The following is a 16975-nucleotide window of genomic DNA, read 5'->3' as shown; positions in this document are numbered from 1 at the left end:
ACGCCTAGCGTTAGAATCCCAGTCATGTCTAAAAAGTCCCCGCACGCAGCCACCCCAGCGCTCAAAGTTGTAGAAGACGCCGGTATCGAGCACCACGTATACACCTTTGAAGCGGGCACCGATCACTTCGGTGATCACGCCGCCGCAGCTCTAGACGTAGAGCCGGAGCGCGTGCTCAAAACCCTGGTCATCGATTTAACCGCGGGCAAGGGACCAAAGCGCAAATTGGCGGTGTGCGTTATCCCTACTACCCACCACCTGAGCTTGAAAAAAGCCGCAGTCGCACACAATGTTTCCAAAGCCGCCATGGCCGATCCGCACGACGCCTCTAAGTCATCCGGATATATTCCCGGCGGCATCTCCCCGCTCGGGCAGAAGAATCCACTGCCCACCATTATCGAGGAAACCGCCATCCTTTTCGATACCGTCTTCATCTCTGGCGGGCGCCGCGGGCTAGATATCGAACTCAATGCGGAGGACCTCGCGCAGCTGTGTGACGCCAGCTTTGCCGATCTACTCGCCGAGTAGCTCTGGATAGTCGTTGGATACAGTGCCCACGGCCTTGTCGGCGGGGTGGGTGTGGAAGCCCCGCAGGGGCGTCGGCAAGAGCAGCTCGGCGGCCTCCTCGGGGCTGCCCTCTAGCCAGGTGCGCATTTCCTCGGCCGCCAAAAAGCGCGGCAGGCGGTGGTGCAGCCACTCCATTTCTTCCGTGGCTGCAGTGGTAATGATCGTGGCGGACAGGCGGTCTAAGCCGGTGTCCCAGAGGCCTGCGGCCCACAACAGGCCTTCCTCCGCGCGCACGAAGTAGGGCTGTTTGCCGCCCTTTTCCTGGCGCCACTCGTAGTAACCATTCATCGGGATGAGACAGCGCTGCCCCTTAAAAGCGTGCCGGAAAGAAGGCTTGGAGGCCACGGTCTCCGCCCGCGCATTAAACAGCGGCGGGCCTTCAAGATCTTTCTTCCAGTGCGGCAATAGCGCCCACCGCGCAGGATCGACTTGAGCAAGGCTTTCGCGCACGCGCACGATGGCCACCGGCTGGGTGGGCGCAATATTGTAGCGGGGTCCTGGGGTTCCTTGCGGGGCATGTACCTCGGTGACTCCGGGCAGCTCTCCCACCTCATCAAGGAGGGACTCGGTAAAAAGAACGAATCTTCCGCACATGCCCTCTATTATGGACGATATGTCTCAACCATGGTCCGCCCCGCAAGCGGCAGGCCCCATTACGTGGGCCCAGCACGTGCCGGGCTCGAAGTCTATTACCAACCGCGCCTTCATTCTGGCCGCGTTGGCCGATGGCCCCTCTACCCTGCGCGCTCCGCTGGTCTCGCGGGATTCGCAGTTGATGGAAAAGGCGTTGGAGTCTATGGGCGTGCGCTTCGAGCACGACGGCGAGGACATCCACGTCACCCCAGGCCCGCTCAAGGGCGCAACGGTAGATTGCGGCCTAGCAGGCACGGTGATGCGCTTTATCCCGCCGGTTGCAGCCTTGGCTGATGGCGCCGTGCTTGTCGACGGCGACGAGCAGGCCTACGCCCGCCCCATGTCCACCACCCTCGATGCGCTGCGCCACCTTGGCGTAGAGGTGGACGGCGATAGCCTGCCCTTCACCGTGCGCTCGCACGGGGTGCCAGAAGGCGGCGAGGTCACCATCGATGCCTCTAGGTCATCGCAGTTCGTCTCCGGACTGCTGCTAGCCGGTGCACGTTTTAAAAAGGGCATCACCCTAACCCATGAGGGCGGCCCCTTGCCCTCTTTGCCGCACGTGGAAATGACCGTGGGCATGCTGCGCCAGGCAGGCGTGCGCGTAGACTCCGGCGAGAATACGTGGACCGTGCACCCTGGCCCGATCGCCGGCCGAGAGTGGAACATCGAGCCGGATTTGTCCAATGCCACGCCTTTCCTTGCCGCCGCTGCTGTCACCGGCGGCCGCGTGACCATTAAGCGCTGGCCCGCCAATACCACGCAGCCGGGCGACGCTATTCGCCATATCTTGGTGGATATGGGCGTTATGGTCACCCAAGAGCCGGGATTTGTCACTGCAAAGGGCTCCAAAGACGGAGCGCTGCAGGGTATTGAGCGCAATATGGGTGATATTGGCGAGCTCACCCCTACCGTCGCTGCGTTGTGCGCCCTGGCAGACACCCCCTCTACCCTTACCGGCATAGCTCACCTGCGCGGCCACGAGACCGACCGTTTGAAGGCGCTGGCGGATAATATCAACGCCCTCGGTGGTAAGGTCACCGAACTTGCCGACGGCCTGCACATCGACCCCGTCCCTCTCCACGGTGGAGAATGGCCGTGCTACGCGGACCACCGCATGGCCACCGCGGGTGCCATCCTCGGTCTGAAGGTGCCGGGCATAGAGATCGAGGATATTTCTACCACCTCGAAGACCCTTCCTGGCTTCGACCGCATGTGGGAGACGATGCTGGACCCCGAACAACAGGAGAGCAATGGCTAGGCGTTTCGGTTCCTTTGATGAATCCGACGTGCGCGTGCGCCCTGGCAAGGGTTCGCGGCCGCGCACCAAGGACCGTCCCAAACATAAAAATGCCAAGTTCGGCATGGTCATCACCAAAGACCGTGGGCGATGGGGCGTCGCGCTAGATGACGGCCCGCGGGTCACCGCCATGCGTGCCCGCGAGCTCGGCCGCACCGCCATCGAGGTGGGCGACCGCGTTGGTGTCGTGGGCGATACTTCCGGCAAGAAAGACACCTTAGCGCGCATAGTGAAGCTGGAAGAGCGCACCTCCGTTCTTCGGCGCACCGCCGATGACACCGACCCCTACGAGCGCATCGTGGTGGCGAATGCGGACCAGATGCTCATCGTCACCGCCGTGGCCGATCCACCACCGCGTTCCGGGTTTGTCGAGCGGGCCCTCATCGCCGCCTTCGTGGGCAATATCCACCCGATCTTGTGCCTGACTAAAACAGATCTCACGGATCCTGAGCCGTTCGCGGCCGAGTTTGCTGATCTTGATGTCACGGTGGTGAAAGCCGGCGTCGAAGACGGCCTCGAGTCCGTGCGCCAGCACATCGATGGCCACGTCACCGCGCTCATCGGCCACTCCGGCGTGGGCAAATCCACCCTGGTCAACCGCTTGGTTCCGGATGCGGATAGGGAGACGGGGGAAGTATCGGGCGTAGGCAAAGGCAGGCATACCTCTACCCAATCGGTAGCGCTTCCCCTCCCCGCCGATGATGCATACTCTGGCGGCTGGATTATCGATACCCCCGGCATTCGTTCCTTCGGCCTCGCACACGTGGATGCAGATGACGTGCTCGGTGTCTTTGAAGATCTTGCAGCCGCCGTCGAGGATTGCCCCCGTGGTTGTACGCATATGGGCCCGCCTGCGGACCCAGAATGCGGGCTGGATGACCCTGCGCTTATCCCTCCGGATACCGCCAGTGCGCGGCGGCGCGACGCGGTGCGCGGCCTGCTCGAGGCCCTGCGCACCAACGTGGACTGGGAAAATTAAAGGTGGAAACCGGTATCGGCCATAACGCCTAGCAGGACATCTACGATGCCAAAGACCACATCCAGGATCTGGCCCCAGGTGCCCTGGGACGAGGTCTCTAGCAATGCTAGCCACGGGGTAGTGGGCACGACATCGGCAGCGGCATCTGCGGCCGGGGTGGTATCGGCCGCCAGCGCGGCTGGCGCGGAAATGAGGGCTACGCCTGCGGTAACGGTGGCTGCAGCCAGGTTCTTGAAACGCTGAGTCATGTTTTCTCCTTCAGTTTTAGAGCAATTCTACGAGGAAAGGCAGCTCGCTGGGGTGATAAAAGGCCATAAACTTATCCAGTGCATCTCCCACGGCCAGCTCCGCGTCCTCATCGCCAAGGTCTGCGGTGTCAATAGCCTCGATGGCCTTCGCGGTGGTTTCTTCGGATTCCGCAATATCCACGTGGATGGCCGCTAGATCGTCTTTGCTGAATTGCGCCGGCTGGAGTTCTACCACCGGCTCGCCCATATCCGGTCGCGGGGTGATGACAGAATCATCCAAGTCCACGGAGATGACCACGCGGCGATGCGGGAACTTTTCTTCATCGCCGATGGCCAGAAGGCGCATAGAGGCCATAGATGCCTCGAGGAATGCCGAGTAGGCAATCTCTTCTTCATCGCCCTCGGTATAGAAATCCTGCAGCGCTGGTGTCACCATGAAACCCCAGCCGGAGCGCGCAGAAAGGGAACCGGTTTCTTCCAATTCCGCCAGCATGGCGTAGGTTGCGGGAATGTAGACGCGGGCTTTAGCCACTAAAACTCACCTTCAATATCGAAGACAGCCTGGATTTCTACGGAAACGCGATCAAAGCTGGTGTACAAAAAGCCCACCATGCCGGTTTCCACGGCGGCGCGGACGTTGAGAATAGAATCATCAACCATGACGCAATCATTGAGCGGAAGCTCTAGGGCATCTGCGGCCGCCTGAAATGCAGCGACCTCTGGCTTTTCCGCCCCAACCTCACCAGAGAGAATAACTGCATCTACGTTTCCGCGGTACTCCCACTCGCGAATGTGCTCCGCGCCTGGACCGCCCGGGTCATTGGAGAGGATGGCGGTTGCCGCGCCATTTGCCTTGGCAGCGGCCAGCAGCGCCTTCCAGCGACGGTTATCTTCTTCGGTGCCGTCGAGGACGCCGACATAGTCAACGATCAGACCACGCATGTACTTAAATCCTTTGGTTACGATTTTCTCTTTAACTCCCCGAGAGTATAGCGAACCGCGCGCGCATTCGCGGCCGCCCCTTTCAGGAAACCCTCAGAAATGGCGGCCGCGGGCCGGGCATGAGACAATTATCACGCGTCCGCCTCCTGCCCTTATTCAGGAGCACTACTTCCCCATCATGTACGAGCCCATCCCTGGCTACTCACACCTCAAACTCTTCCTCGCGCCTCATCGCGTGCGCTACGGCCGCTTGCCGACGTCCGCGGAGGTCGCCGCCCAACACCGCATCCAAGGCTGGGTAATCTTCGCACTCGAGGTTGCTGCCGGCTATCGGCCGCTAGCTCACCTCAATTCCGCGCGCTATTCGGACGCAATCCGGCTGCATATTGGCTCGTGGGTGCGCCAACGCTCCAGCCCCTACACCACGGACAGATTGCAAATGACAAGCCTGCACGCGCGCTCAAACGGAGAGTATTTCGGCTCTGTTTATATAGGTCAACAGCAGCATGCTTTTACAGGATCAGCCAGTCACACGGGATTAACCTCGTTCCGCTTGCTCTAAGCTATGCGAACGGACCTCACCGCCTAGGAAATGAACTGGCCGAGTTGAGAAAGAATATCGGACCAGTTCAGTGCGGACCATCCAATTCCGGCAGCGCTTGCTAGCGCCGCAATACCGGTAGTCAGCAGACCACCTTCCAGGACGGATAGCCCGGAATTGTCATCAGCAGTGCCATCCGCGAGTACGGTATTCACACCACGGTGGGTTGCTGCGGCCTTTTCCAAGGGAGCATTGACCTGCTTGGTGATAGTGACGATATCGCGCAGCGCTGACGCGTAATCCGGGAACTCATCCGGGAAGGCGGAGCCTGTATCCCCGGTGGCGGGCCTCTGTGGCCGCGGAGAAGACTCTGCATTGCCTGCAGTGGACTGCGGCAGATCCTTAGTGAATTCACCCAGCTCGGCGCGAATCACCGCCTGGGCATAGTTGGCACCCAGCACGTCAAGGTAATCCAGCACGGCAGCTTCGGTGAACTGCTTGCCTTCCCGCGATTGTGGACGCGCTTCGGGCTCCCACGGGAAATCGAGCGGTGTGGCATAGATATTGCCATCGGCGCGCGCAGTATTGAGCCGGGATGCGCCAAAATAATGGTCAAAGGCAGCATCCGCTTTCTCCTGCGACAAAATTCCATCTGCCACCAACGCTTCCTTACGCTGGGTAGCGATAGCCAAAATGGCCGCTGCCGCGTTGTCCTGTTCTAGTTTTTCGCCCGAGTCCAAGATGATGCGCAGAGAAGACGCAGAGTCGCGCTGCATCTCATACGCCATGGCTGGGGTGGCGCCACCAAGCAAGGTAGCAGACAGAAGCGTCGTAATTCCTAGACGCAAAGAACGGCGACGCATCGTCAGTGGAGTTCCTCACAGGAAACAAGCAGATTGGACAAGATTCTTATATTCTACTCATTTTTCCCTAAAAAGAAACCCGCCCCGCTCCCACTTTTAAGAGTGGGTGCGGGGCGGAGTTTGAGAAAGAACACCGGGTTTTAGGCCTCTACGGTATCCCCACCGTTGTTGTTCGCAGCGGTCGAAGACTCACCGGCCTGTTCCTCTTCCTGCTGCTTGAACTGCTTGCGCAGCATAAAGAGCTGGCGGACGGTCTCTTCCTTGACGCCTTCGTTCATCGCATTGAACATCTCGCCGCCCTCCTTCTGGTACTCCACCAGCGGATCGCGCTGCGCCATCGCGCGCAGGCCAATGCCCTCCTTGAGGTAGTCCATCTCATAGAGGTGCTCACGCCACTTTTGGTCAATAATCGGCAGGATGACCATGCGCTCGGTATTGCGCATCTGCTGCTCGCCGCCAATTGCGGTTACAGATTCCTCTAGCTTGTCATATTCGTTATTGGCGTCTTCTACCAAAGCGTCGCGAAGCTGCTCAGCGGAAAGCTCACCTGGGGAACCATACTCGGAGCCTTCGACCAGTTCCTCGTGGGAAATGGTGGGACCGTACAGGGAATCCAATGCGTTCCACAGCGCATCTAGGTCCCAATCCTCCACGTAGCCGGTGGCGGTAGCGCCGGCGACATAAGCGGAAACGGTGTCATCAATCATGCCGCGGATATTGTCCTGAATATCGCCGGCATCGAGGATATCGTGGCGGGTAGCGTAGACCACCTTGCGCTGCTCGTTAAGCACCTCGTCGTACTTGAGAACGTTCTTACGCATCTCAAAGTTCTGGTTCTCCACCTGCGCCTGGGCGCCCTTAATGGAGTTGGAGACCATCTTGGCTTCGATTGGAACATCGTCCGGCACATTGAGGCGATTCATCATGTTCTCCATGGACTGTCCCACGAAGCGCACCATCAACTCATCGCGCATGGACAGGTAGAAGCGGGTCTCACCCGGGTCACCCTGGCGGCCAGTACGACCACGCAGCTGGTTATCAATGCGGCGCGACTCGTGGCGCTCAGTACCCAGCACGTAGAGTCCACCGGCCTCGCGGACCTGGTCACCCAACTTCTTGGAGTGTTCCTTTTCGGCATCGATCTCTGCCTCCCAGGCCTCCTGGTACTTTTCCTCATCCTCGAATGGATCTAGGCCGCGCTCACGCAGCTTCTCATCGAGGATGACCTCGGGGTTACCACCAAGCACGATATCCGTACCACGGCCGGCCATGTTGGTAGCCACGGTTACGGTGCCAGGACGGCCGGCACGGGCGATGATCTGGCCCTCTTCCTCGTGGTGCTTAGCGTTGAGCACGTTGTGCTTGATTCCCCGCTTGGATAGCAGCTGGGACAGGTACTCGGAGCGCTCCACAGAGGTGGTACCTACCAGTACTGGCTGACCGGCCTCGACGTGCTCAGCAATATCGTCCACCACGGCGGCGAACTTGGCTTCCTGCGTCTTGTAAATGCGGTCAGAGTGGTCCGCACGCTGATTTGGCTTATTGGTAGGAATCGGCACTACGTCCAGGCCATAGATGGAATGCAGCTCGGCGGCTTCGGTCTCTGCCGTACCGGTCATGCCGGAGATCTTCTCATAGAGGCGGAAGTAGTTTTGCAGGGTAACGGTAGCCAGCGTCTGGTTCTCGTTCTTGATCTCTACCTGCTCCTTGGCCTCGATGGCCTGGTGCATGCCTTCGTTGTAGCGGCGGCCGGCCAGCACGCGGCCGGTGAAGCTGTCGACGATCATGACTTCACCATTGCGGACGATATAGTCCTTATCGCGGGTGAAAAGCTCCTTGGCCTTCAAGGCGTTGTTCAGGTAGGACACCAGCTGGGAGTGCTCCGGGGCGTAGAGGTTATCGATGCCGAGCTGATCCTCTACGTATTCCACGCCCTCTTCCAGCACACCGATGGTGCGCTTTTTGTGGTCTACCTCGTAGTGGATGCCTTCGCGCATGCGCGGTGCCAGCTGGGCGAAGACACTGTAGAACTGGGAGGAACCGTCTACTGGGCCGGAGATGATAAGCGGGGTTCGGGCTTCATCGATAAGAATCGAGTCAACCTCATCCACGATGCAGAAGTTGTGACCGCGCTGCACCACTTCATTGAGGGAGCGCACCATGTTATCGCGCAGGTAGTCAAAACCTAGCTCGTTATTGGTGCCGTAAGTAATGTCGCAATCGTAGGCAGCCTTGCGCTCTGGTGGGCGCATCTCAGACAGGATGACGCCTACGGACAGGCCGAGCCAGCGGTGGACACGGCCCATCATCTCCGCGTCGCGCTTTGCCAAGTAATCATTGACGGTCACGATGTGGACGCCCTTGCCCTCAAGCGCATTAAGGTAGGCAGGCAGGAGTGAGGTCAGGGTCTTGCCCTCACCGGTGCGCATCTCGGCAACGTTGCCGAAGTGCAGGGCCGCGCCACCCATGATCTGCACGCGGTAGTGCTTTTGATCGAGGACGCGCCAGGCAGCCTCGCGGACGGTGGCAAATGCCTCGAGCAAGATGTCATTCATCTCTTCGCCGTCTTTAAGACGAGTTTTGAACTCATCGGTCTTTGCCTTAAGTTCTTCGTCCGAAAGCTCCGCGTACTTATCCTCAAGGGCAATTACGTCGTCTGCCATTTTGCCCAGGCGCTTGACCGTACGGCCCTCGCCTGCGCGCAGCAGCTTGGAAAGTCCAAACACGGTTAGTTAGTCCTTCTAGTCGCGACAATAAAGTTAACTCGTCGCTATTGTACTCACTCGCATTAACAAAGCACCTTCCGCCTAGCGCATAGGGCATGCGCGCAACCTTCATCTGGCATATCTAAGCCTTTAAAGCCGCTTGCCGACGTCGAACCTCCCCCCCACCAAGACACCATTTCCCTTGATACGAATTCGACCCCGCTGCAGTTATGCAGCGGGGTCATTACCTCAGGAAAGTGCGAGCGCTTTAGGCCTCCGCGTCTTCAGCCAGGGAGATAAGGCCATAGTCGAAGGCGTGGCGGCGATAAACCACGGAGGGCTTATTATTCTCCTCGTTAACGAAGAGGAAGAAGTCGTGGCCAACCAGCTCCATCTCGCTCAAGGCATCATCCACGCTCATCGGGGTAGCCGGGTGCTCCTTGGTGCGCACAATCTGGCCGGGACGAACATCCTCGACGGTCTCAGCATAAGGGTCAACGTAGCGCTCTTCCTTGGCGCGCTGTGCCTCAGCCTGTGCCACCATCTCAGCGGCAATCTCTCCGGTGCCCTTTTGCGCGCGGTGACCGCTCTTGACGTTTTCGCGGCGCACCTTCACCTTGCGCAGGGAGCGCTCCATCTTGCCCAAGGCGGTCTCGAGCGCAGCGTAGAAAGAATCTTCCTTTGCTTCGGCACGGGCGATGTGTCCCTTACCCGTAGCGGTGATCTGGATGCGATCCGCTTCAGAATCGCGGCGCGGGTTCGGCTCGTGCTGCAGCTCCACGTGGAAGAAGGTCAGGGTGGGGTCAAGGCGTTCAATCTTGGCCAGCTTGTCATTGACTCGCTCTTGAAAGTGATCAGGGACCTCGACATTACGGCCCGTAATCGTTACCTGAGCTTTGTTTGGCTGGGACATTGAAATGCCTCCCTTGAGTAGTGGGGACTGGATTCAATCACAGTAGCTATCTCTCTGTGACACTCCTCATGGTATCACTGGTTATGACCTGACAGGGCGAAATTTTTTCCCGCTCCCCTACCTCGAGGGTAGATCCCGCCTTTATCTAGGCATCCGCAAAGACCAATGCTCCACATACTTCTACGCCCGCGGCCTGCAGGGCAGCAATGCTCGCGGCTAGGGTGGCGCCGGTGGTAACGACGTCGTCGGCAAGCAGCGCAGGGGCGCGAGCAATGGGAGCATGAACGCGGACTCGCCCCTGCAGGTTAGCCCACCTATCCTGCGCGTTAAGCTCGGACTGATCCGCGGTGGACTGCCCCATGGAAAGAGCCGCGCACACGCCCACGCGCTGCAGCTGCGCCGCTGTATGGCACACAGCGGCCACAGGGTCTCCCCCGCGCGCCCGCGCCGAGCGCGGACGGGTAGGCGCAGGAACAAGGGTGAACTCGCGCGGGATATCACCACGGGCACTCAGATAGGCCAGCCCAGCTGCAAAGACGGCCCCGACATACTCGCGAACCGGCTGGTTGCCGCGCTCCTTCATGCCAATGATGATGCGGCGGCGAATATCGGAATAAGAGCCAAGGGCATACACGGGCGCCCCCAGCAGCCGGGGCCGTGCTACCAAGTAGGGCGGGTGCCGCAAGTGCTCGCGGCAGTGTTCACACAACACCTCGCCCGGCGCGCCGCATCCAGCACACGCGCGCGGAAAAATAAGCTCCCCCAAGCTCATCGTGTTGCCTCCCCCCTAGCCGCACAAGCCTTCCGACGGCTAGTTAGAAACGATAGGGGAAGAACGCCGGCCCTGCAGCCCAGAGACCTCACGCCAGTTGGTCTCATCCATCACGGTGGAAGGTAGCTCAAGCATGGCGTGAGAATCAGTGATGAAAAGCTTGGTGGGCGAGGAAGCTACAGCCACCACGGGGGCGGTGATATTACCGGTAGGCATGGTCGAAGCCGAGGAACCATCCTGCTCGATGCGCCAGACGGGTGACTGGCTCGAGGAGGTACCAACGATGAGCGAGCCATCCATATTCCAGTCCAACGATAGCGCCGAACCGGAAACTTCTGGGCCGACCTCGCGGGCGTTGACGATGCGCTTATCCCCACTGCTGGATTGGGCAACCGCCGCGATATACACGTGCCCATCGATAACCATGGCCACGCGGGCACCGCTATGGGACAAGCGGATGACGGAGATTTCGCCCTCAATATCGTCAATGCTGCGGGCATCCACCTCGGATTTGGAGATGCGGCCCGTGGTCTTGGAGCGCACCACGCGCACGATGCGATCTCCGTCAACCACAGTCCACGCGGCTTGCCCGTTGTATTCAAAGGTCGGCCGTGCCAGCGTGGGACCATCCACCGCATCCTGCAGCTGGCCATCGAGCTCGCCTATCTGCAGGGAGAAATCATTATTGGATTTGCGGCGCACGGCCGCAACGAGGCCGCTATCGGCCACATCCACGGACTGCACGTCTCCGCTACTGCCCAAGGTGGATTGAACGGGCTCGGCCACGCCATCGTCTACCTCCAGCAGGTTGCCCTCATTAAGGGCGTAGAGCTTAGACAACGCGGTGCTGCTTTCTTCCGGGTTATAGTCCGCAAAGTCATCCACGCTCAAGCTATCCATACCTTCCACCAGGTCACCGCCATCGGCCTTGACCTTAAAGGGACCGGTATGGCCGGCTTTGCTAAGCGTCCACACCAGTTGGGCGGCAAAGAGAGTGCGGTCGTGGGCGTCCAAGTCCACTAGGCCTTCGAATTGGTAGCCTTGCTCGCGGTCATAGCCAGCATAGGTAACATTCTCCCCCGCCGCACGGCGGGTGGCAGGGGCAATGCTGGCCGAAGGCCCCTCCATCAACAACGTGATAAGCGTCGACTCCGATTCTTCGCCCCCCTTATACAACCAGCGACGATCCGGAACCAGCACATCGTTACTCTGCTTATAGAAGTACAGCGATTGCGGGGCGTAGTGGTTGCGCATTTCATTGCGCTCCATCACCACTCCGGCCGGCAGGCCATCGACGCGCCACCTATCGTCTTGCATCTTCATGTAGATGACTGCCTCATAGCCCTCATTTTCCGGGACATACGCGCCACCGGATTTCAGGCGGCCGATAATAGTGCCACGTACTGTAAAGGCGCGTTCATTATCTTTCGAGCTTTGTTTATTGGCGGGCGCGGTAACGATATCCAGGCTATCGACCACCATCACATCGCCGCTGGCGTCCCATGCACCACGGGCAGTATCCGTAAGAAAACCACGGGCGACTTCGTGGTCATTTCCAGGCACGGCCGAAGCCTGATAGAAATCTCGCAACGTCAGATCCGGGTCATCGCCCGGTTGCGGTGCAATAACTTCCCCAGGACTGTCTTCCTGCCGTTGGTAGGTCCCGACCACCTGCGGCCCGGTGTTGCTCGGCAGAGTGGAACAACCGCTGACAAAAAGCACTGCCGCTGCGGTGCTAAAAACCGCGGTTTTGCAATAGTTCCTGCTGAACACGCTCACTTCCTCCTCCCCTCAAAGTCCGGGGCCTTATAAGCGCGCCTATCTGGGGCGGCCGCACCACGGTTGAGCTCTCGTTCCGAGGGCCATAGGATGCCATCCCCCTTCGCCTGGCCAGTGGTAGTCTTATCGCTCTTTTCGGCGCGCGGTGAGCTCATCCCGGATGCAATGGCAGGCGTAGCAGAGGCGGGTTCGACACCCGGATTATCGGTGCTAGAGTCCTGCGCTTCTGGAAGTTCAACTCCGGCATCTGGGGTCGATTCCGGCAACGAGCTGCCTTCCGCAGGGTTGTTTACGGGTGCGCCAGGGATCTCCACAGAGATGGGTTCTTCTCCCACCTCGGCATTCGGGGTGCGCGGGATAATGAGGCGGAAGCGCGAGCCAAAGCCCTCGTAGCCGGTGGCATCCAGCGTGCCGCCGTGCAGGACGGCGTCCTCGCGGGCGATAGCCAGCCCCAGGCCGGTGCCACCGGAGTGGCGCTTGCGGGAGGAATCCGCGCGCCAAAAGCGGTTAAATACCAGCTCTTCCTGGCCCGGTTTCAAGCCCACGCCATGGTCTGTAACGGTAACGCCCACCGCGGTTTCCGTGGTGGCGACATCCACCGCTACCGGATTGCCTTCCGAATGGTCGATGGCATTGGCCAAAAGATTGCGCAAGATGCGCTCAAGGCGGCGTGAATCGGCTTCGACGGCGATGCGCTCATCCGGCAGGTTGAGCTGGACCTCTACGTTGAGCTCGCGAGCCAAATGTTCGACTTGCTCATAGGCGGACTCCACGCAGGAGCGCAGATCAATGGCGGCGGTAGACAGGTCCGCCACGCCGGCATCGTGGCGAGAAATCTCTAGCAGGTCCGCGAGCAATTCCTCGAAACGATCGAGCTCGCTTGACATCAGGCGGGAAGCTCGCTGGGCGCCGTGCGGCAAGCTATCGCTTTCGGCCTCAATCATGTCCGCGGCCATGCGCACGGTGGTCAATGGGGTACGCAGCTCATGGGAGACGTCGGAAGTAAACTGCCGCTGCAAATCGCCGTATTCCTCCAGCTGCGCAATCTGGGAAGAAAGCTTATCGGCCATGTTATTGAAGGACGCGGCCAGGCGGCCCATCTCATCGTCACTATCGACGGCCATGCGTTCCTTCAAATGACCAGCCGCCAAGCGCTGTGCAATGCGCGAAGCCGAACGAATCGGCGTAATAACCTGCTGGGTGGCCAGCCAGGCAATGCCCACCAACAGCACCACGACGACCACACCGGCCGCCGAAAGCAGGCCTCGCATCAATGCCATGGTGGATTCTTCCGACTCCATGGACAGTGCCAAGTAGACCTGAGTATGCGGGATATCGGTATCGGTAGGTGTTCCTACCAGCAGGGCGTTGTAATACTCACCGTTTTCCCGCGGAGCCGGGAAATACTGCTGCGCAATCTGACCTTGATCCACCATCTCCCGCAACTGATCCGGCACGGGGAAACCTTCTGGCGAGGTAATAACCGAGCCATCCTGGTTTTCCACCACGATGACCGGTTCATAAACCGCCTGGGCATCGCCCTGCTGGGCAGAGAGCTGGCCCAGTGCCGCACGTGCAGAATTGATGCGTACCTGCACCGAATTGGCGGAACTGGTGGCATCAATCTGCTGTTCCACGGCCGTGCGGGCACGCTCCAGCTCCTGCTGCGCCACGTCTTCCTTTTGGCTAACCAAGCGCTGAGTCAGCACAGAAACCAACGCGTAGGCCAAGATGATCATGACCACCGAGGAGGCGACCAAAATCATGCCAATGACGCGCGCCTGCAAAGAGGTACGCCACGTTGTAATGAAGGCGTCTCGAATACGCCTTAAACGTTCAATGATGCCGATGGTTCTTACTCCCCGGCGCCGGGCTTACCGGTCTTATACCCCACGCCACGCACGGTCAGCACAATCTGCGGATCCTCCGGATCATGCTCGATCTTGGCGCGTAGGCGCTGCACGTGGACATTAACCAAGCGCGTATCAGAGGCATTGCGGTAGCCCCATACGGACTCCAGCAGCGACTCACGCGTATGCACTTGGCCAGGGCGGCGCGCCATCTCCAGCAGCAGGTCAAATTCCAAAGGAGTCAAGTTCAGTTCGGTACCATCCGTGCGGCGCACGGTATGCTCCGGCACGTCAATGATGAGGTCCGCCACCTCCAAGATTTCAGACTCCGCGGAATCGGTGCGGCGCAAGCGCGCGCGAATGCGGGCGATGAGTTCCTTGGGTTTAAATGGCTTGGTGATGTAATCATCCGCGCCGGATTCAAGGCCTAGCACTACATCGACCGTATCCGTCTTGGCGGTCAGCATAACGATGGGTACGGAGGATTCACGGCGAATGGCGCGGCAGATATCCACGCCGTTCATGCCCGGCAGCATAAGGTCCAGCAGAATGAGGTCCGGCTCGTGTTGCTCAAAGGCGGGCACGGCGTCATTGCCGTCCATGACCGGAATGGGCTTAAGTCCCTCAGACTCGAGCACAATGGTCAGCATCTCCGAGATAGCCGGATCGTCATCGACTACCAAAATCTTGGGCGCCACGTTTTATTCTCCTACAAGGTCTTTTATCGCTGAAATTATAGTATCCGCATCGGCGGTGACAATCCAGCGTCCACCCCAGCCCGCATCTGCTAGGCGCTGGTAGGCCACGGCGGTGCGTTCCTGCAATCCGCCATCGCGCTCGTAGCGGTCACGCTCCCGGTTGGCATCTGCTTGGGCTCTTGCCTGCGCTCTTTCCGACGCCACTTCTACCGCAGTATCCAGATAAACCTGCAGATCCGCTTGCGGCAGGCCTAAAGTGCCAAATTCCAGATCATGCACCCAGTCCATGACGGCATCGTCTTCGAGTCGCGCCGCCGAATATGCCGCATTGGAAGCCACATACCGATCCAATAGCACCACGGCGTCCGTACCCTTAGCTCGCTGCAATTGGTCTTTTACGCCGTAACGATCCAAGGCAAAAAGAGTTGCCATGGCATATGCCGAATCTGTCAGGTCACCCATTTTTCCGTAGAGCGCCTTTTGGGCGAGCTGGGCGTGAATCGATTCTGCATAGCGCGGGAAGGCGATGACCTCCACGGGTCGATCCAACGACTCCCTGATTGTGGAGACCAGCGTATTCTTACCGGCACCGTCGATGCCTTCGATGCTGATAAGCATAGGTGTGGGGTACCTTCCCTTCTATTTTGTCTGGCATGAGGCCACTGCTGCGGGCAGTAGGTATGGCTTAGGACAGGGCCTCTATAAACGCTTCGAGGTCATATTCTTCCTCGACATTTTCTAGTACCTCGAGGGCATTTTCCGTCAAGGTTTCGCTGCCAGACCCCACCAGGTCCCTAATATAGGGGTAATCTTCAACAACCTCGCCCGCACTGAAGGGCGCGCCAGCCCAAATGGCAGCGATGGTGGCTGCTGCTTGCGCGTTCTGTTCCTCTTCTTCACTGAGCTGTGGCTTGCTATGTGCTACTTCGCAGGCATCCTCAACGGCGCGAATTACCCCTTCTTCATCGAGGTTTGCCATTTCTTCCAAGAAATCGACGTTGAGGTCCGTGCTGAAAATATCTTCGTCCCAAGTACTCACTTTTTGACTCCTTCGGTGCTTTCAGCGCCATTTATACACGCTTTCCCAGCTAAAGAAAGCACGCAATGAAAAGGTTTGCAGGGCATCCTACATCCGCGAACTGGCGTTTTGTTGGCGTATCACAGAATCGCAACGCCGTAGCAATGTTTCCTAAACATGATAGTCTCGTTACCAACTTGTTACCGCGGTGCTATACCGCCACCTCCTATGGGGTTAAATCAGCCCACCTCACAGAAAGGACAGCCACGATGAAGCCAGATTCGCGCCGCGTCTACGTGTTCATTGTGGCCGGACTGATAGCCGCGGCCGTCGTCGGATTCACAGTCTGGCGCATGAGCTCGCCGAGCGCTAACTATTCCAATGCCGCGGATCAGTCCGGGACCACCTCCGTCTCCCCGACGCACACTGCGGCCGAGGAGACCACCACTTCTCCCACGGACCATTCGCCTTCAAACAAGCGCTCTGCACATGCGACAAGCTCTACAGCTTCGTCCGGCGATTCGAAGCACCACCAGCCGCATAACAGTGATCCGTATCTAGCCCCCAATGCGGTCATGCACCCGCAGGCGGCTACCCAGCCCACCAAGGTTTATCGTCCGGAGAATATTTCCCCACAAGGAGCCTCCTCGCAGGGTATGGGCAGCATCCAGGGTGAACAAGACACCGGCCAAGGCGTTCTGCGCCCGACGCCTGATTACCCAAGCAATCAAAACGGCTCGCAGGCTACCGGTTCCCCACAGGGCAACCAGGGCAACAACGGCGGCAATGGCGGCACCGCTCCGCAAACCACCACTGCCCCGTCCGCTCCGCAGCCTTCCCCGACGCAGCCTTCGGAGCAAAATGGGACGGGCACAACCACTGGTGAGAACAAGCCCAACCCGGACCGGGGACAACTAACCGAAAACAAGCAGCAAGAGGTCGCAGAGGCAGAAGTACCACGCGACGATCAAGCCGCCGCAGAGCAGCCTTCTGCCGAGCAGAACCAAGAGCCGACCGATTTCGTGCCGACCAAGCAGGCGCCGCGCAAGGCAGCCCCTTCACGCTAATCCACAGACCACTGCTCTATTAGCTGAATACAAAAAGCACGTTCCCTCGATTCTGAACGCGAATTTCGAGGAAACGTGCTTTTGTATACGCCGGACCATT

General features: G+C 59.2%; 17 protein-coding genes. 4 read left to right on the top strand and 13 right to left on the bottom strand.

What is annotated here, in order from left to right; all coding sequences use genetic code 11:
- Positions 1–24: 24 nt before the first annotated feature.
- Positions 25–528 (top strand): Cys-tRNA(Pro) deacylase, encoded by a 504-nt coding sequence (gene ybaK / locus ACLI1M_RS03200; RefSeq protein ID WP_023020789.1) that lies wholly within the window; start codon positions 25–27, stop codon positions 526–528.
- On the opposite strand, the gene ACLI1M_RS03195 is transcribed toward ybaK, so the two are convergent.
- The gene (locus ACLI1M_RS03195) at positions 514–1161 is read right to left on the bottom strand and encodes an SOS response-associated peptidase (protein ID WP_023020788.1); all 648 of its coding nucleotides are present in this window, start codon (positions 1159–1161) and stop codon (positions 514–516) included. The genes ybaK and ACLI1M_RS03195 overlap by 15 nt on opposite strands.
- On the opposite strand from ACLI1M_RS03195, the gene aroA reads away from it, so the two are divergent.
- Positions 1160–2461: a 3-phosphoshikimate 1-carboxyvinyltransferase gene (gene aroA, locus ACLI1M_RS03190; protein WP_034655798.1), complete on the top strand. Its 1302-nt coding sequence runs from the start codon at positions 1160–1162 to the stop codon at positions 2459–2461. The genes ACLI1M_RS03195 and aroA overlap by 2 nt on opposite strands.
- Positions 2454–3479: a ribosome small subunit-dependent GTPase A gene (gene rsgA, locus ACLI1M_RS03185; RefSeq protein WP_086587999.1), complete on the top strand. Its 1026-nt coding sequence runs from the start codon at positions 2454–2456 to the stop codon at positions 3477–3479. Before aroA ends, rsgA begins: the two co-directional genes overlap by 8 nt.
- Here the strand turns inward: rsgA and ACLI1M_RS03180 are convergent.
- The 12 genes from ACLI1M_RS03180 to ACLI1M_RS03125 form a co-directional block, all read right to left on the bottom strand.
- A complete protein-coding gene (locus ACLI1M_RS03180) occupies positions 3476–3727 on the bottom strand; it encodes a hypothetical protein (RefSeq protein WP_049359376.1) in 252 nt (83 codons plus the stop codon). The two genes, rsgA and ACLI1M_RS03180, sit on opposite strands and share 4 nt — an antisense overlap.
- Before the next feature lie 16 nt (positions 3728–3743).
- On the bottom strand, positions 3744–4259 hold the full coding sequence (locus ACLI1M_RS03175; RefSeq protein WP_023020784.1) for a DUF6912 family protein: 516 nt from the start codon (positions 4257–4259) through the stop codon (positions 3744–3746).
- The gene (locus tag ACLI1M_RS03170; protein WP_023020783.1) at positions 4259–4669 is read right to left on the bottom strand and encodes an HAD-IA family hydrolase; all 411 of its coding nucleotides are present in this window, start codon (positions 4667–4669) and stop codon (positions 4259–4261) included. The genes ACLI1M_RS03175 and ACLI1M_RS03170 overlap by 1 nt, the downstream gene beginning before the upstream one ends.
- A 585-nt stretch (positions 4670–5254) precedes the next feature.
- Positions 5255–6073, bottom strand: a complete 819-nt coding sequence (locus ACLI1M_RS03165; RefSeq protein ID WP_248099690.1) for a hypothetical protein — start codon at positions 6071–6073, stop codon at positions 5255–5257.
- Positions 6074–6213: 140 nt separating this feature from the next.
- On the bottom strand, positions 6214–8799 hold the full coding sequence (gene secA, locus ACLI1M_RS03160) for a preprotein translocase subunit SecA (protein ID WP_239205926.1): 2586 nt from the start codon (positions 8797–8799) through the stop codon (positions 6214–6216).
- Between the two features lie 247 nt (positions 8800–9046).
- Positions 9047–9691, bottom strand: a complete 645-nt coding sequence (hpf, locus tag ACLI1M_RS03155) for a ribosome hibernation-promoting factor, HPF/YfiA family (protein ID WP_023020779.1) — start codon at positions 9689–9691, stop codon at positions 9047–9049.
- Positions 9692–9836: 145 nt separating this feature from the next.
- The gene (locus tag ACLI1M_RS03150; protein ID WP_232212580.1) at positions 9837–10325 is read right to left on the bottom strand and encodes a ComF family protein; all 489 of its coding nucleotides are present in this window, start codon (positions 10323–10325) and stop codon (positions 9837–9839) included.
- Between the two features lie 177 nt (positions 10326–10502).
- Positions 10503–12236 carry an MtrAB system accessory lipoprotein LpqB gene (gene lpqB, locus ACLI1M_RS03145; protein ID WP_248099691.1) on the bottom strand — a complete coding sequence of 578 codons (1734 nt, stop codon included), beginning with the start codon at positions 12234–12236 and terminating at the stop codon, positions 10503–10505.
- A 2-nt stretch (positions 12237–12238) separates the two neighbouring features.
- The gene (gene mtrB, locus ACLI1M_RS03140; RefSeq protein ID WP_282439232.1) at positions 12239–14029 is read right to left on the bottom strand and encodes an MtrAB system histidine kinase MtrB; all 1791 of its coding nucleotides are present in this window, start codon (positions 14027–14029) and stop codon (positions 12239–12241) included.
- Positions 14030–14097: 68 nt separating this feature from the next.
- Positions 14098–14790, bottom strand: a complete 693-nt coding sequence (gene mtrA / locus ACLI1M_RS03135; protein WP_023027822.1) for an MtrAB system response regulator MtrA — start codon at positions 14788–14790, stop codon at positions 14098–14100.
- A gap of 3 nt (positions 14791–14793) precedes the next feature.
- Positions 14794–15408 carry a dTMP kinase gene (locus tag ACLI1M_RS03130; RefSeq protein WP_248099693.1) on the bottom strand — a complete coding sequence of 205 codons (615 nt, stop codon included), beginning with the start codon at positions 15406–15408 and terminating at the stop codon, positions 14794–14796.
- 67 nt (positions 15409–15475) lie between these two features.
- Positions 15476–15829, bottom strand: coding sequence for a DUF4259 domain-containing protein (locus tag ACLI1M_RS03125; RefSeq protein WP_248099694.1), 354 nt, complete (start codon positions 15827–15829; stop codon positions 15476–15478).
- 248 nt (positions 15830–16077) lie between these two features.
- Here ACLI1M_RS03125 and ACLI1M_RS03120 point away from each other — a divergent pair, with 248 nt between their 5' ends.
- A complete protein-coding gene (locus ACLI1M_RS03120) occupies positions 16078–16875 on the top strand; it encodes a hypothetical protein (protein ID WP_200288073.1) in 798 nt (265 codons plus the stop codon).
- Positions 16876–16975: the final 100 nt, after the last annotated feature.

This window comes from Corynebacterium sp. LaCa54, assembly GCF_046717495.1.
Classification (GTDB): Bacteria; Actinomycetota; Actinomycetes; order Mycobacteriales; family Mycobacteriaceae; genus Corynebacterium; species Corynebacterium kefirresidentii.
This window is presented reverse-complemented; position numbering and strand designations above follow the sequence as displayed.

Coding starts and splice junctions, on each gene's coding strand:
- ybaK (WP_023020789.1), top strand. CDS start 25: ATGTCTAAAAAGTCCCCGCACGCAGCCACCCCAGCGCTCAAAGTTGTA.
- aroA (WP_034655798.1), top strand. CDS start 1,160: ATGCCCTCTATTATGGACGATATGTCTCAACCATGGTCCGCCCCGCAA.
- ACLI1M_RS03195 (WP_023020788.1), bottom strand. CDS start 1,161: ATGTGCGGAAGATTCGTTCTTTTTACCGAGTCCCTCCTTGATGAGGTG.
- rsgA (WP_086587999.1), top strand. CDS start 2,454: ATGGCTAGGCGTTTCGGTTCCTTTGATGAATCCGACGTGCGCGTGCGC.
- ACLI1M_RS03180 (WP_049359376.1), bottom strand. CDS start 3,727: ATGACTCAGCGTTTCAAGAACCTGGCTGCAGCCACCGTTACCGCAGGC.
- ACLI1M_RS03170 (WP_023020783.1), bottom strand. CDS start 4,669: ATGCGTGGTCTGATCGTTGACTATGTCGGCGTCCTCGACGGCACCGAA.
- ACLI1M_RS03165 (WP_248099690.1), bottom strand. CDS start 6,073: ATGCGTCGCCGTTCTTTGCGTCTAGGAATTACGACGCTTCTGTCTGCT.
- hpf (WP_023020779.1), bottom strand. CDS start 9,691: ATGTCCCAGCCAAACAAAGCTCAGGTAACGATTACGGGCCGTAATGTC.
- ACLI1M_RS03130 (WP_248099693.1), bottom strand. CDS start 15,408: ATGCTTATCAGCATCGAAGGCATCGACGGTGCCGGTAAGAATACGCTG.
- ACLI1M_RS03120 (WP_200288073.1), top strand. CDS start 16,078: ATGAAGCCAGATTCGCGCCGCGTCTACGTGTTCATTGTGGCCGGACTG.